The sequence below is a fragment of the Acidovorax sp. JHL-3 genome (genome assembly GCF_000526295.1).
GTDB classification, from domain to species: domain Bacteria; phylum Pseudomonadota; class Gammaproteobacteria; order Burkholderiales; family Burkholderiaceae_C; genus Acidovorax; species Acidovorax defluvii.
Genome location: NZ_JAFU01000001.1, coordinates 56,720 through 70,989 on the forward strand (window position 1 = coordinate 56,720; position 14,270 = coordinate 70,989).

11 protein-coding genes are annotated in these 14,270 nt (G+C 66.2%); 7 read left to right on the plus strand and 4 right to left on the minus strand.

All coding sequences use genetic code 11. The annotated features are described in order from the left end of the window. The first annotated feature begins 102 nt into the window (after positions 1-102). Positions 103-1,134, plus strand: coding sequence for an LLM class flavin-dependent oxidoreductase (locus K226_RS0100265; RefSeq protein ID WP_024812870.1), 1,032 nt, complete (start codon positions 103-105; stop codon positions 1,132-1,134). A gap of 33 nt (positions 1,135-1,167) precedes the next feature. On the opposite strand, the gene K226_RS0100270 is transcribed toward K226_RS0100265, so the two are convergent. Then, positions 1,168-1,917, minus strand: a complete 750-nt coding sequence (locus tag K226_RS0100270) for an SDR family NAD(P)-dependent oxidoreductase (RefSeq protein ID WP_024812871.1) — start codon at positions 1,915-1,917, stop codon at positions 1,168-1,170. 233 nt (positions 1,918-2,150) lie between these two features. Here K226_RS0100270 and gspF point away from each other — a divergent pair, with 233 nt between their 5' ends. The 3 genes from gspF to K226_RS0100285 all read left to right on the plus strand — a co-directional run bounded on the left by gspF (position 2,151) and on the right by K226_RS0100285 (position 5,007). After that, positions 2,151-3,383, plus strand: a complete 1,233-nt coding sequence (gene gspF / locus K226_RS0100275; protein WP_024812872.1) for a type II secretion system inner membrane protein GspF — start codon at positions 2,151-2,153, stop codon at positions 3,381-3,383. Between the two features lie 184 nt (positions 3,384-3,567). Continuing rightward, on the plus strand, positions 3,568-4,485 hold the full coding sequence (locus K226_RS0100280) for a 5'-nucleotidase (RefSeq protein WP_024812873.1): 918 nt from the start codon (positions 3,568-3,570) through the stop codon (positions 4,483-4,485). Positions 4,486-4,650: 165 nt separating this feature from the next. Next, positions 4,651-5,007, plus strand: coding sequence for an EF-hand domain-containing protein (locus tag K226_RS0100285; RefSeq protein WP_035240768.1), 357 nt, complete (start codon positions 4,651-4,653; stop codon positions 5,005-5,007). A gap of 191 nt (positions 5,008-5,198) precedes the next feature. Here K226_RS0100285 and K226_RS0100290 read toward each other — a convergent pair whose 3' ends face one another. The 3 genes from K226_RS0100290 to K226_RS0100300 form a co-directional block, all read right to left on the minus strand. After that, a complete protein-coding gene (locus tag K226_RS0100290) occupies positions 5,199-5,630 on the minus strand; it encodes a hypothetical protein (protein WP_024812875.1) in 432 nt (143 codons plus the stop codon). A gap of 183 nt (positions 5,631-5,813) precedes the next feature. Next, complete coding sequence (locus K226_RS0100295) at positions 5,814-6,311, minus strand: DUF1854 domain-containing protein (protein ID WP_024812876.1); 498 nt, start codon at positions 6,309-6,311, stop codon at positions 5,814-5,816. 20 nt (positions 6,312-6,331) lie between these two features. Next, entirely contained in the window at positions 6,332-8,644 is a 2,313-nt protein-coding gene (locus tag K226_RS0100300; protein ID WP_024812877.1) for an ABC transporter ATP-binding protein, read from the minus strand. A gap of 191 nt (positions 8,645-8,835) precedes the next feature. Here K226_RS0100300 and cphA (K226_RS0100305) point away from each other — a divergent pair, with 191 nt between their 5' ends. The 3 genes from cphA (K226_RS0100305) to K226_RS0100315 all read left to right on the plus strand — a co-directional run bounded on the left by cphA (K226_RS0100305) (position 8,836) and on the right by K226_RS0100315 (position 14,211). Beyond that, positions 8,836-11,046, plus strand: coding sequence for a cyanophycin synthetase (gene cphA, locus K226_RS0100305; RefSeq protein WP_024812878.1), 2,211 nt, complete (start codon positions 8,836-8,838; stop codon positions 11,044-11,046). A 79-nt stretch (positions 11,047-11,125) separates the two neighbouring features. Continuing rightward, a complete protein-coding gene (gene cphA, locus K226_RS0100310) occupies positions 11,126-13,705 on the plus strand; it encodes a cyanophycin synthetase (protein ID WP_024812879.1) in 2,580 nt (859 codons plus the stop codon). Further along, on the plus strand, positions 13,702-14,211 hold the full coding sequence (locus K226_RS0100315) for a CreA family protein (RefSeq protein WP_024812880.1): 510 nt from the start codon (positions 13,702-13,704) through the stop codon (positions 14,209-14,211). Before cphA (K226_RS0100310) ends, K226_RS0100315 begins: the two co-directional genes overlap by 4 nt. Positions 14,212-14,270: the final 59 nt, after the last annotated feature.

Sequence of the window (14,270 nt, forward strand, 5' to 3'; positions counted from 1 at the left end):
AAAATGACACCTGCGTCGCACCGGCGGCCGACGACCTTGCACAAAGACCCGGCTCCCGCAGCAGCGGCAGCAGCCATTGCGCGCCGCGCCGACAATCAGGCCATGACTACCACCCCACGCCCCGCTCTTTCCATGCTCGATCTGGTCGCCGTGCGCGAAGGCGGCACCGTCGCCCAGGCGTTGCAGATCGCCCTGTGCACCGCGCAACACGCCGAATCGCTCGGTTTCAAACGCTATTGGCTGGCAGAGCACCACAACATGGCCGGCATTGCCAGCTCGGCCACCGCCGTGCTGGTGGGACACATTGCCGGGGGCACGCAGCGCATCCGCGTGGGCTCGGGCGGCGTGATGCTGCCCAACCATGCGCCGCTGGTGGTGGCCGAAGCCTTTGGCACGCTGGCCGAGCTCTACCCCGGCCGTATCGACCTGGGCCTGGGCCGCGCGCCCGGCACCGACCCCACCACCATGCGCGCGCTGCGTCGCAGCCGCGTGGAGACGGCCGACGACTTTCCGCAGGACGTGGCCGAATTGCAACGCCTGCTGGCGCCTGCCGAGCCGGGCCAGCGCCTCATTGCCATGCCCGGCGCGGGCACCAACGTGCCCATCTGGCTGCTGGGCTCCAGCCTGTTTTCGGCGCAGCTGGCAGCCGAACGCGGCCTGCCCTATGCCTTTGCCTCGCACTTTGCGCCGCGCATGCTGCACCAGGCCATTGACCTGTACCGCAGCCTCTATCGCCCGTCTGCGGCCTGGCCCAAGCCCTATGTGGTGATTGGCGTGCCCCTGATCGCGGCGCCCACCGACGCGGAGGCCGAGTTTCTGGCCAGCAGCACCTACCAGCGTGTGCTGGGCATCCTGACAGGCGACCGCAGCCGCCTGCTGCCACCCATCGAAAACTTTGCCGCGCGCCTGCAACCGCAAGAGCGCGCAGCCATTGGCGATTTTCTGGCCGCCGCCGTGATCGGCGGGCCCGACACCGTGCGCGCCGGCCTGGCCCACCTGCACAAGGCCACGAGCGCCGACGAACTGATGCTGGTGAGCGATGTGTTCGATCCGGCGCTGCGCCTTCGGTCGCTGGATATCGCGGCCCAGGCGCATGCCGCGATGGCAGAGGGCAGCGAAGCCGTGAACGCCTGAGCGCTTCTCGGCGCCCTACCGGCTAGCGGCACATCACCGCGCCAGGTAGCCGCCATCCACGGGGTAGTAAGCCCCGGTCACGAACGACGCCTTGTCGGACGCCAGCCAGGTCACCAGCTCGGCCACCTCTTCAGGCCGGCCCAGGCGGCCGATCGGGTGAGCGCTTACCAGCATGGCGTTGACACCAGCGTCCTGCTCCAGCCCGCTGATCATGGGCGTATGGATGAAACCGGGGCCCACGGCATTGATGCGTACGCCCTGTGCGCTGTATTCCAGGGCCGCTGCCTTGGTCAACCCCAACACGCCGTGCTTGGCGGCGGCGTACGCAGGCGAGGTGGCAAAACCCACCGCGCCCAGAATGGACGCCATGTTGATGACAGAGCCGCCCCCATTTTTCAGCATGGCGGCGATCTGGTATTTCATGCCGTAAAACACGCCCGAGAGGTTGATGTTGATGACCTGATCCCAGCCGTCCAGCGGGTAGTCGGCCGTAGGCGCCTGCGGGCCACCAATGCCAGCGTTGTTGCACGCCACATCCAGGCGGCCATAGTGGGCCACGGTGCGGTGGACCAGCGCCTCGCAATCCGCAGGCTTGCCCACATCGGCCGCGACAAAAATGGCGTCGCCCCCGGAGGCACGCACCAGAGCGGCAGTTTCCTCGCCCGCCTGCACATTCACGTCTGACACCACCACCGTGGCACCCTCGCGCGCCCACATCAGCGCAACCGCACGCCCGATACCCGACGACGCACCCGTGACCAACGCCATCTTGTTCTTCAGCATGAAAGGCTCCTTGTTCAGAACATCTGCAACCCGATGCCGCAGATCTCTTTTCATTCTGCGCGCCCAGTGCGGCGCCGTCTTGACCTGAGTCATCGCCGTGGCGCCACCACAGTGCGTCGGCCAAGGCACCAGCGAGCCGCTACCATCACGGGCCGACGAATTTTTTGTCTGGGACCGCCAGTGGTGTGATTCACTGCCCGCCCGAACGCCTCTTTACCGCCCCTTCGCATCGCATGCCCGCATTTTCCTTTGAAGCCCTGGACGCCCAGGGCCAGACCCGCAAGGGCCTCATGGAGGCCGACACGGCCAAGGCGGCGCGCAGCCTGCTGAGGGCCCAGGCGCTGGTGCCGCTGGCGGTGGAACCGGTGCAGACCGGCCAGTCGCTGGATGGCAGCTCGGCCAGCCTGGGCCAGCGGTTGTTCACGCGGCCAGTGTTTGGCGCCTCGGCCCTGGCCATCTGGACGCGCCAGATCGCCGGGCTCGTGTCGTCCGGCCTGCCGCTGGAGCGGGCGCTCACGGCGCTTGCCGAAGAAGCCGACGACGAACGCCAGCGCCACCTGGTGGCCGCGCTGCGCGCCGAGGTCAATGCCGGCGCCACGTTTGCCCGCGCCCTGGCCCAGCACCCGCGCGAGTTTTCAGACATCTACTGCGCCGTCATCGGCGCGGGCGAGCACAGCGGCAACCTGGGCCTGGTGCTGGAGCGCCTGGCCGACGACCTCGAAGAGCGCCAGGCCCTGCAGGCCAAGCTGATGGGCGCGGCGCTGTACCCGGCCATCGTCACCCTGGTCGCCATCGTGATCGTGCTGTTTCTGGTGAGCTACGTGGTGCCGCAGGTGGCCAGCGTGTTTGCCGGCACCAAGCGCGCCCTGCCCTTCCTCACCGTGGCCATGCTGGGGCTGAGCGCCGTGGTCCGAAGCTATGGCTGGTTGATGTTGATTGCTATTGTATTTATAGCTATAGGCGCAAGATGGGCGTTGACTTTTGAGCATTTCCGCCAAAAATTTGACGCCGCCTGGCTGAACCTGCCCCTGGTGGGCAAACTGGCACGCGGCTACAACGCGGCGCGCTTTGCCAGCACCCTGGCCATGCTGGCCAGCGCGGGCGTGCCCATCCTCAAGGCCCTGCAGGCTGCCGCCGAAACCCTGAACAACCGCGCGCTGCGCGCCGACGCACTTGATGCGCTGGTGCTGGTGCGCGAGGGTGCCCCGCTGGCCTCGGCACTGGCGCAGAAAAAGCGCTTTCCCGGGCTGTTGTCGATGTTTGCGCGCCTGGGCGAGCAGACCGGCCAGCTGCCGGTGATGCTGCAGCGCGCCGCCACCCAGCTGTCCACCGAAGTGCAGCGCCGCGCCATGCAGCTGGCCACCATCCTGGAGCCGCTGCTCATCGTGGCCATGGGCCTGATCGTGATGCTGATCGTGCTGGCGGTGCTGCTGCCCATCATCCAGCTCAACCAGTTTGTGAAGTGAAGTGCACCCCCCTGTGGCGCTGCGCGCCTTCACCCCCTCTCTCGCCTCGCTGCGCAATGCCGGAGGGGGGACGCCGCCAGTGCGGCGGGGCGGCCCTTGCACGGCGGCCGCTGGTCTGGGCCACGCCCGTTGCGTGGGCTGCGGATGGGGCGCCGCGCGGTGGAGCAACTGATATGGAGGCTCCATGGCCGTGACATTGGATGACAAGCTGGTGGTGGCGATTTCGTCGCGCGCACTGTTCGATTTTGAAGAAGAAAACCGCCTCTTCGACCCGGACCACCCGCAAAGCTACATGCAGCTGCAGCTCGACCGGCTGGACGTTCCAGCGCGGCCTGGCGTGGCGTTTTCGCTGGTCAAGAAGCTGCTGGCCTTCAACGAGCCCGCTCAGCAGCGGGTGGAGGTGGTGGTGCTGTCGCGCAACGACCCGGTCAGCGGCATGCGCGTGTTCCGCTCGGCCAAGGCCCACGGGCTGGCGTCTGTGCAGCGCGGAGTTTTCACGCAGGGGGCGGCGCCGTTTCGCTACCTGCGGCCGCTGGGCGCGCACCTGTTTCTCTCGGCCAATGCGGCCGATGTGAACGAGGCGCTGGCCATGGGCTTCCCCGCTGCCCAGGTCGCCACGCAATCGGCCCAGGCCAGCATCGCCCACCCGCACGAAGTGCGCATTGCGTTCGACGGCGACGCCGTGCTGTTTTCGGACGAGGCCGAGCGGGTGTTCCAGTCTTCAGGGCTCGACGCCTTCCAGGCCCACGAGGTCGAAAAAGCCTTGCTGCCCCTGCCCCCCGGGCCGTTCAAGCCCTTTTTGTCGGCCCTGCACCGCCTGCAGCAAAGCGGCGCGCCGTCCATGCGCATCCGCACCGCACTGGTCACGGCGCGCGGCGCGCCCGCACACGAGCGGGCCATCCAGACGCTGATGAGCTGGCAGATCGCAGTGGATGAAGCCATGTTTCTGGGCGGCATGCCCAAGGGCGAGTTCCTGCGCGAGTTCGAGCCCGATTTCTTTTTTGACGACCAGACGGGCCATGTCACCTCGGCAGCGCGCCATGTGCCCGCCGGCCATGTGCGCAGCGGCATCGCCAACCAAGGCACTCAGCCGGCCCACTGAGGCGCGTTCCCCGCCCCGTTGAGTGCAAAGTTGCCATGTGTGGGCCGTGTCCCTCCGGCAAAAACATGCAACACCCGGTGAAAGCCTGCCTGCACGGCGTTGCAATACCGCCGGCCAGCCGCAGCTATGTCACCATGGTCGGGTTCGATTCAAGGAGCTTTGCGCATGCGCATGAAAATTTCGCTGGCACTGCTGGCTGCCCTGGGCTGCACCGCGGCGCTGGCCAACCCGTCGGTGGCCGGCGCTCCGGCACAGGCCGGTACCCCGCTTTCCAAAGGCGAAATCAAGGCCATGCAGCAATTCAAGATGCTCGACTTCAACGGCGACGGCAAGCTCAGTCGCAGCGAAGTGGTGCTCTTTCCGCCTTTGTCCGCCGCCTTTGACGACGCCGACACCAACCGCGACAACCTCGTTTCTTACGCCGAAGTGCAGGTTTTTGCCGTCAAATACCGCGCAGAACGTCAACGCAAGCGGGCCGCGCAAGCCGATGTGGCGTCGGGCAATCAGGTCGTGAAGCCTTGACCCAATTTGAGGCAATGCGAGGCCATGCAATGGGTCGCGACGGAATACACGTCAAAATGCCGCAAAGTGCTTATGCAGCAAGCGTCATAAGCTATTTATTTGATAGCAAATATCACGGGTAAGTGTTTACCCCGTTCCCACGCGCGGGCTTGCATCAACCCCACGCATGCGTGCAGACCCAGCGGGCAGCCCTACAAGCCCGAGGTGCGCTTGATCTTGGGGTCTGAATAGGTCAGTGGCTCTTCCTTGACCTGTTGGGCCAGGCGTTCCTGCAGGGTCATCTTGTTGATGTCCTGTGCCAGCTCCACCGCACTGCCGCTGGCCCGCCACATGGACTGGATGAACTCCAGCAACTGCTTGGAGATGGGTTCCTTGGGCGGCTCGGGGGGCTCCTCGACCGTTTCTTTTTTCTTGACTTCCGTCCAGTCGCGGTTGGGGGCCTCTGGGGCGGAGGGCTTATCGGGCTCGCGCACGATGGCGCCTTCTCCCAGGCGGTCCATGGACTCGACCGGGTTGGGCGCGTTGATGGGACGCACCGCAGGGGCGCCCGAAGCACCAGTGGAATACAAATCAGCGCCCTGAGGACGCCAGCTTGGCGATCGATCGACAGGTGGCAGTTGCATAACCATGGCCCTTCATGAATGGAAACGAGAAATTGCTTTACAGCCTCCTCGTACATCCATAACGGCAAAAAGAAGGGGAAATTAAGCCCTTTTTCGCCTTATTGGCCAAAACAAGGGTTTACCCTTAAAAAACAGCCGGTGTAGCGATGCCCGCTCCTTCTTGCGCAACGCGCTACGAAGCGCTTACAGAAACCGCTCCAGCAAGCGCCGGGAGTGCTTGTCCAGCACCGTGGTGTCCGGCACCCGAAACTGCATGCCGTCCCCCGCGGAAATCAGCAGACGCGTGCGCCCGCCCAGGCGACGAATGTCTTCCTCGGCCTTCAGCACAAACTGCGCGGGCCCTTTGTCGGTGACAACGGCCCAGGTGCTGGGGGTGGAGAAACTCGATACGGACGTGATCTGGCTGATAGTGGGCACAAACTCCCGTACCGCCAGCTCCTCATCAATAAGGTGGCGTGCCGACTCGGGCAGCTGGTCCAGGCGGTCAATCCATGCCAGCTCATGGCCATCCGGGCCGATGAGCGAAAGGCCTTCGGAGGGCGCCGCAATGGGAAATGCGCGCACGGGCGTTACGCCCTCATGGGCAGTGCCGTCGGGCTGGGTCAGAACCAGGCGGCCGTGGGAGTTGCGAGCCAGGGTGAATACAGGAGAGGACACAAGCGTGAAGGCAGTGGTGTTCATGACGGTTCCTTCGGTGTCAATCAAGTATTGCCAGCGGGGTGCGCCGGGTGCAGCAGACCGCTGTCGATGATGACGCCAGCCGCCTGTGCGTCTTCTTCGGCTCGGCGGGCCTGCGCTTCATACAGCCGCCAGTAGGCGCCCTCTTTTGCCATGAGTTCGTCGTGCGGCCCGACCTCGACCACTTCGCCCCGGTCCATCACAACCAGCCGATCGGCCTTGCGCAGGGTGGACAGGCGGTGGGCGATGGCAATGGTGGTGCGTCCTTGCACCAGGTTATCGAGCGCCTTCTGGATTTCCTTTTCGGTTTCGGTGTCCACGGCCGACGTAGCTTCGTCCAGTATCAGGATGCGCGGGTCGATCAGCAGCGCGCGCGCAATGCTGATGCGCTGGCGCTCGCCACCCGACAGGCCCTGGCCGCGCTCGCCCACCAGTGAGTCGTAGCCGTGCTGCAGGCGCAGGATGAACTCGTGCGCATGGGCGGCGCGGGCGGCCGCAATGATCTCTTCACGCGTGGCATCGGGCTTGCCGTAGGCAATGTTCTCGGCAATGGTGCCGAAAAACAGGAAGGGCTCCTGCAGCACCAGGCCGATGTGGCGGCGGTAGTCGGCCACGGCAAAACGCCGAATGTCCACGCCATCGACCTGGATGGAACCGTCGCTCACGTCGTAAAACCGGCTGATCAGGTTGACCAGCGTGCTCTTGCCCGAGCCGCTGTGCCCCACCAGGCCGATCATCTCGCCGGGGCGAATGTCCAAATCCAGGTGCTTGATGACCGCGCGGCTGCCGTAGCGAAAGCCCACGTTGCGCATCTGGATCGCACCCTCCACGCGGGCCAGCTTCACGGGTTGAACCGGGTCGGGCACGTTACTGACATGGTCGAGGATGTCAAAGATGCGCTTGGCGCCCGCCGCTGCCTTTTGCGTGACCGAAACGATGCGGCTCATTGAATCGAGCCGGCCGTAAAAGCGCCCGATGTAGGCAATGAAGGCCGTCAGCACACCCACGGTGATCTGGTTGTGCGACACCAGCCAGATGCCGAACGCCCAGACCACGAGCAGGCCGATTTCGGTCAGCAGCGACACGGTAGGCGTGAACACCGACCAGGTCTTGTTGAGCTTGTCGTTCACTTCCAGGTTGTGCTGGTTGGCATCGCGAAAGCGCTGGGCTTCGCGCTTTTCCTGGGCGAAGGCCTTGACCACGCGGATGCCCGGAATGGTGTCGGCCAGCACATTGGTCACCTCAGACCACACGCGATCGATCTTCTCAAAACCCGTGCGCAGGCGGTCGCGCACGGTGTGAATCATCCAGCCAATAAAGGGCAGCGGCACCAGTGTGACCAATGCCAGCCAGGGGTTGATCGAGAAAAGGATGGCCGCCGTCATGCAGATCATCAGCACATCGGTGACGAAATCGAGGGCATGCAGTGACAGGAACACGTTGATGCGGTCGGTCTCGGAGCCGATGCGTGCCATCAGGTCGCCCGTGCGCTTGCCGCCAAAGTAGTCAAGCGACAGGCGCAGCAGGTGCTCGTAGGTGGTGGTGCGCAGGTCGGCGCCAATGCGCTCGGACACCAGCGCCAGGATGTAGGTGCGCGCCCAGGAGAGCCCCCATGCAGCCAGTGCCGATAGCAGCAGGCCGCTCAGATACAGCACGACCAGCCCGGGCTCGATCTGCTGGCCGTTCTGGAACGGGATCAGGATGTCATCCATCAGCGGGATGGTGAGATAGGGCGGCACCAGCGTGGCCGCAGTAGAAGCCAGTGTGAGGGCAAAGCCAGCGGCCAGCTGCTTGCGGTAGGGGCGCGCAAAGCGCCACAGGCGCAGCAGCACCCAGGTAGACGTTTGCGGCGGCTGCGCACGCGCGCAGGCGGGGCATTCTTCGGTGTCGGGGGGCAGCGGGGTATGGCACAGGGGGCAGGTGGGCTCGTCGGCCTCTTGCGGCGCCGCACCAGCCACCAGGCCGCGGGCCACCGCCTGCTCGAAGCGCTGCACCAGGCGCAGGGCCTGGGGATGATTGCCCAGGGTGAACCGCCAGAAGGCCAGCCGCGCATCGGGGGCCTGCAGCTCCAGCGTTCCCACCCCGCCATGGTCTTGCAACCGCAGCGCCAGCCCGCCGGACAATGGCCAGGCACGCCAGGCGGCAGCGCCCGGGTCACAGGCCAGGATGCGCTCCGGGGTCAGCACCACCCACCCGGTGGCAAAGCGCAGTTCGGCGCTCAGGTCAACCTGTAACGCCGCCAGCACGTTCTCTTGGGGAGCGAGCATGGCCCGCAAATCGGCCCCTTGGGGGCCAGAAAAGACACCGGAGGCGTCCACAGAATGGTGATGTTGCATAAGTTTGGGTTCTCTGCCGCCAGCGATACAAAGCCGCACGCGGTGCAGAAGCCGGAATTTTGACCGAAACCTGAAGCGCCGGAGCAAACGGCTCCCCCCTCCACCCCTTCAATAGCAAAACTCACGCACAACCGGGCGCACAATTGCACTCCCTGTCCGGCCCGCCCGGTGCCCCTGAACCGCTCCGCAACATGGCAAAAATCGACGATATCCAACTGCTCCGCATCAACTACCTGCGCGGCCCCAACATCTGGACCTACCGGCCGGCACTCGAGGTCTGGCTCGACCTTGGTGTTCTGGAAGACCATCCCTCCCACACCATTCCCGGGCTGAACGACCGCCTCACCACCTGGTTGCCGGCGCTGGAAGAGCACCACTGCGGCGTGGGCGAGCGCGGCGGTTTCCTGCAGCGGCTGCAAGAAGGCACCTGGTGTGGCCATGTGCTGGAGCATGTCGTCATCGAGCTGCTCAATCTGTCGGGCATGCCCACGGGATTTGGCCAGACGCGCAGCACGTCGGTGCGCGGCGTTTACCGCATGGTGTTCCGTGCCCGCGACGAGCAGGTGGCACGCATGGCACTGGCACAAGGCCACCGCCTGCTGATGGCCGCCATCAACGATGAACCTTTTGATGTGCCGTCGGCCGTGGCCAAGGTGCGCACCGAGGTGGACGACCGCTACCTGGGCCCCAGCACCGCGTGCATCGTCACGGCGGCCACCGACCGCGGCATCCCGCATATCCGCCTGAACGACGGGAATCTGGTGCAGCTGGGTTACGGGGCCCGCCAGCGCCGCATCTGGACGGCCGAGAGCGAATTCACCAGCGCCATTGCCGAGGGCATCGCCTCCGACAAGGACCTCACCAAGAGCCTGCTCAAATCCTGCGGTGTGCCCATCCCAGACGGCCAGGTGGTCAACAGCCCTGAAGAGGCCTGGGAAGCCGCCGAGGACATCGGCCTGCCCGTCGTGGTGAAGCCCTCGGACGGCAACCATGGCCGTGGCGTGACACTGGACCTGCGAAAGAAGGAAGACATTGAGGCGGCCTACCACGTCGCCTACCCCGAAGGCAGCGACGTGATGGTGGAGCGCTTCATCCTGGGTGATGAACACCGCCTGCTGGTGGTGGGCGGCAAGCTGGTGGCGGCGGCGCGGGGTGAAGTGGTGTCCATCACCGGCAATGGCCGGTCCACCGTCAAGGAACTGATCGACACCCAGCTCAACTCCGACCCACGCCGGGGCTACGAAGAAGAATACCCGCTCGAAATCATCGACCTGGCAACCGACACCAAGGTGCAGCTCGAACTCAAGCGCCAGGACCTGGGCGCAGACTCCGTGCCCGTCGCGGGCCGCCAGATCGTGGTGCAGCGCAACGGCAACGTGGCCGTGGATTGCACCGACGACGTGCATCCCGAGGTGGCCTACATCGCCGCGCTGGCCGCCAAGGTGGTGGGGCTGGACATCGCCGGTATCGACATGGTGGCGCAGGACATCTCCCGCCCGCTGCACGAACAAGGCGGCGCCATTGTGGAAGTCAACGCCGGCCCCGGCCTGCTCATGCACCTCAAGCCCGCGGAGGGCGCGCCCCGGCCCGTGGGCCAGGCCATCGTCGAGCACCTGTTCCCCGCAGAAGAACACCAAGACGATGACACCGTCGGCCGCATCCCGGTGGTGGGCGTGGCCGGCACCCGGGGCACCGCCACCATTGCACGCCTGGTGGCCTGGCTGCTGCATCTGGGCGGGCGTCACACCGGCCTGGCCTGCCGTGATGGCCTTTTTCTGGACCGCCGCTGCGTGGAATCCGCAGACAGCGCCCACTGGGAGGCGGCCCACCGCATGCTCATGAACCGCATGGTGCAAGCGGCCGTGATTGAAAACGACGCCCGCACCATCCTGCGCGACGGGCTGGCCTACGACCGCTGCCAGGTGGGCGTGGTCACCGACATGGACGGCGCAGAAAACCTGGCCGAATTCGACATCCAGACCCGTGAGCAGATGACCAAGGTGCTGCGCACGCAGGTGGATGTGGTGCTGGACGGCGGCGCCGCCGTGCTCAACGCTGCCGACCCACAAGTGGCCGATCTCGCCCCGCTGTGCGATGGCGACGTGGTGCTGTACGCACAAGACGCCAGCCTGCCCGCCATCGTGGAACACCGCGCCCGCGACCATGGCCGGGCCGTGGTGGTGCGCAACAACCGCGTGGTACTGGCCACGGGCAGCGCGGAGCATGTGCTGGGCACGCTGTCCGAGCTGACTTTCGGGCGCAACGCCATCGTGCCCGACACCGATGCCCTGCTGGCCGCAATTGGCGCCGCCTGGGCGCTGGACATTGCCCCCGACCTCATCGGCGCCGGGATCAAGACTTTCGAGCCCGAACTGCCGTCCGTGAGCACCCTGCCCACCTGATGCCAACCCGTTGTTGATTCCATCACCCTCGAACTGACCGGGGCCTGCCAGCCCTGATGGACCACAGAAAGACACTTTCATGGATGTATCTCGCACCCGGGCCCTGCGCGGCCCCAACCTCTGGAGCCGCCACATGGCCATCGAGGCCGTGGTGGCCTGCGCCGAGTCTGAACAGGCCATCTCCCGCATGGACGGCTTCGAAGCCCGGCTGCGGGCCCTGTTTCCGGCCATCGGCATGTTGCACCCCGAAGGCGGCAGCGGCGATGTCTCGCTCGCCCATGTGCTGCAAACGGCAGCGCTGGCCCTGCAGGCCCAGGCCGGCTGCCCGGTGACCTTTGCCCGCACCACCGCCACGATCGATCCCGGCGTGTACCAGGTGGTCGTGGAATACAGCGAGGAAGCGGTGGGCCGGCAGGCCTTTGAAGATGCCCAGCGCCTCATCAACGCCGCGCTGGGCCAGGGCGACTTCGATGCCGAAGCCGCCATTGCCAACCTGCGAGAGCTGGACGAAGACGAGCGCCTGGGCCCGAGCACCGGCGCCATCGTCGATGCCGCCGTGGCGCGCGACATTCCGTTTCGCCGCCTCACCCGCGGCAGCCTGGTGCAGTTTGGCTGGGGTTCCAGGCAGCGCCGCATCCAGGCCGCCGAAATCGATTCGACCAGCGCCGTGGCCGAATCGATTGGCCAGGACAAAGACCTCACCAAGCGCCTGCTGCACGCGGCCGGCGTGCCGGTGCCGCTGGGCCAGCCCGTGGATACCGTGGAAGAGGCCTGGGAAGTCGCCCTCAAGGTCGGCTTGCCCGTGGTGGTGAAGCCCCAGGACGGCAACCAGGGCAAGGGCGTCACGGTCAACATCACCGACCGCGCCCAGCTCGAAGAAGCCTACAAGAACGCGGCCGACTACGGCACCGTGATGGTCGAGCGCTTTTTGCCCGGCCACGATTTCCGCCTGCTGGTGGTGGGCGACCAGCTGGTGGCCGCCGCCCGGCGTGAGCCGCCCCAGGTGCTGGGCGACGGCCAGCACACCGTGCGCGAGCTGGTGGACCAGGTCAATCTCGACCCGCGCCGTGGCGAAGGCCACGCCACTTCGCTCACCAAGATACGCCTCGATGACATTGCCGTGGCCCGCCTGGCCATGCAGGATTTGACGCCCGATTCGGTGCCCTCCAAGGGCCAGCGCGTCATCCTGCGCAACAACGCCAACCTGTCCACCGGCGGCACCGCCACCGATGTGACCGATGACGTGCACCCCGAAGTGGCCGCCCGCGCCGTGGCCGCCGCCCAGATGGTGGGCCTGCACATCTGCGGCGTGGACATGGTGGCCGAAACCGTGTTGCGCCCGCTGGAAGAACAAGGCGGCGGCTTTGTGGAGGTGAACGCCGCCCCCGGCCTGCGCATGCACCTGGCCCCCAGCTATGGCAAGCCCCGCAACGTGGGCCAGGCCATGGTGGACCGCCTGTTCGCCCATGGCGACAACGGCCGCATTCCGGTGGTGGCCGTCACCGGCACCAACGGCAAGACCACTACCGCACGCCTGATCGCCCACCTGTTCACGGCCCAGGGCATGCGCGTGGGCATGACCAACACCGATGGCGTGTATGTGAACGGCCGCCAGATCGACAGCGGCGACTGCAGTGGCCCCAAGAGCGCCCGCAACGTGCTGCTGCACCCCGAGGTAGACGCGGCGGTGTTCGAAACGGCCCGTGGCGGCATCTTGCGCGAAGGCCTGGGTTTTGACCGCTGCCAGGTGGCCGTGGTCACCAACATCGGCGCGGGCGACCACCTGGGGCTGAACTACATCACCACGGTGGAAGACCTGGCGGTATTGAAGCGCGTGATCGTGCAGAACGTGGCCGCCACCGGTTATGCCGTGCTCAACGCCACCGACCCCATCGTGGCGGCCATGGCCTCGTCTTGCCCAGGCAAGATCATCTTTTTTGCCAGCGACCGCCACCACCCCGTGATGGCCACGCACCGCGCCCAGGGCCACCGCACCGTGTATGTGGACGGCGACTCCGTGGTGGCCGCAGAAGGCTCGTGGCGCGAAACCATCCACCTGCGCGACGTACCCATCACGCGCAACGGCAAGATCGGTTTTCAGGTCGAAAACGTCATGGCCAGCGTGGCGGCCGCCTGGGGCGCTGGCCTGCCCTGGCAGACCATTCGCCGCGGTCTTTCGGGCTTTGTGAATGACAGCGACAACGCCCCGGGCCGCTTCAACCTCATGGACTTCAAGGGCGCCACGGTGATTGCCGACTACGGCCACAACCCCGACGCCATGCGCGCCCTGGTCGCCGCCGTCGATGCACTGCCCGGCAACCGCCGCAGCGTGGTGATCAGCGGCGCCGGCGACCGCCGCGACGAAGACATCCGCGAGCAGACCGTGATCCTCGGCGCGGCCTTTGACGACGTGATCCTGTACCAGGACGCCGCCCAACGCGGCCGCGGCGATGGCGAAGTGATGGCGCTGCTGCGTGAAGGCCTTGCCGGCGCAGCCCGCACCAGGCATGTCGAGGAAATCCGGGGCGAGTTCATTGCCATCGACACTGCCCTGGATCGCCTGCAGCCGGGCGACCTGTGCCTGGTGCTGGTGGACCAGGTGGAAGAAGCCCTGGCGCACCTGGCCCGGCGCTGCGCCGAAGCGGGAGTGGCCGCATGATGGCCGCGCGCCGATGGGCAGGTCGGGTGGCTGTGGCCGGGGGCCTGCTGGCCTCCACCCTGCTGTCGGGCGCTGCGCTGGCCGCTTCCGGTGAAAAAATCGGCACAGTGGACACGGCCTTTCAATGGATCGGACGCGACCACGACATCATCGTGGAGGCCTACGACGACCCCGGCGTGCAGGGCGTGACCTGCTATGTCTCGCGCGCGCGTATCGGGGGCGTCAAAGGCACGCTGGGCCTGGCCGAAGACCGCGCAGAGGCATCGATCGCCTGCCGCCAGGTAGGTGCCATCAGCATCCCTGAGCCGCTCAAGAAGCAGGAAGAAGTTTTCAGCGAGCGCATGTCGATCCTGTTCAAGCGCCTGCGCATCGTGCGCATGGTGGACCCGGCGCGCAACACGCTGGTCTACCTCACCTATTCAGAAAAGCTGATCGACGGTTCGCCCCAGAACAGCGTAACCGCCGTGCCGGTGGACCGCGCCACGCCGATTCCGCTGCGCAAGTGAACCGGCGGGCGCTACGCCGGAGGCAGCCCGTCAACGCCATTCATCCTGGGCTAGTCGAA

What these genes read in the sequence shown, in the direction of transcription:
- K226_RS0100265 (WP_024812870.1), top strand. Translation starts at nt 103, where the DNA reads ATGACTACCACCCCACGCCCCGCTCTTTCCATGCTCGATCTGGTCGCC.
- K226_RS0100270 (WP_024812871.1), bottom strand. Translation starts at nt 1,917, where the DNA reads ATGCTGAAGAACAAGATGGCGTTGGTCACGGGTGCGTCGTCGGGTATC.
- gspF (WP_024812872.1), top strand. Translation starts at nt 2,151, where the DNA reads ATGCCCGCATTTTCCTTTGAAGCCCTGGACGCCCAGGGCCAGACCCGC.
- K226_RS0100280 (WP_024812873.1), top strand. Translation starts at nt 3,568, where the DNA reads ATGGCCGTGACATTGGATGACAAGCTGGTGGTGGCGATTTCGTCGCGC.
- K226_RS0100285 (WP_035240768.1), top strand. Translation starts at nt 4,651, where the DNA reads ATGCGCATGAAAATTTCGCTGGCACTGCTGGCTGCCCTGGGCTGCACC.
- K226_RS0100290 (WP_024812875.1), bottom strand. Translation starts at nt 5,630, where the DNA reads ATGCAACTGCCACCTGTCGATCGATCGCCAAGCTGGCGTCCTCAGGGC.
- K226_RS0100295 (WP_024812876.1), bottom strand. Translation starts at nt 6,311, where the DNA reads ATGAACACCACTGCCTTCACGCTTGTGTCCTCTCCTGTATTCACCCTG.
- K226_RS0100300 (WP_024812877.1), bottom strand. Translation starts at nt 8,644, where the DNA reads ATGCAACATCACCATTCTGTGGACGCCTCCGGTGTCTTTTCTGGCCCC.
- cphA (WP_024812878.1), top strand. Translation starts at nt 8,836, where the DNA reads ATGGCAAAAATCGACGATATCCAACTGCTCCGCATCAACTACCTGCGC.
- cphA (WP_024812879.1), top strand. Translation starts at nt 11,126, where the DNA reads ATGGATGTATCTCGCACCCGGGCCCTGCGCGGCCCCAACCTCTGGAGC.
- K226_RS0100315 (WP_024812880.1), top strand. Translation starts at nt 13,702, where the DNA reads ATGATGGCCGCGCGCCGATGGGCAGGTCGGGTGGCTGTGGCCGGGGGC.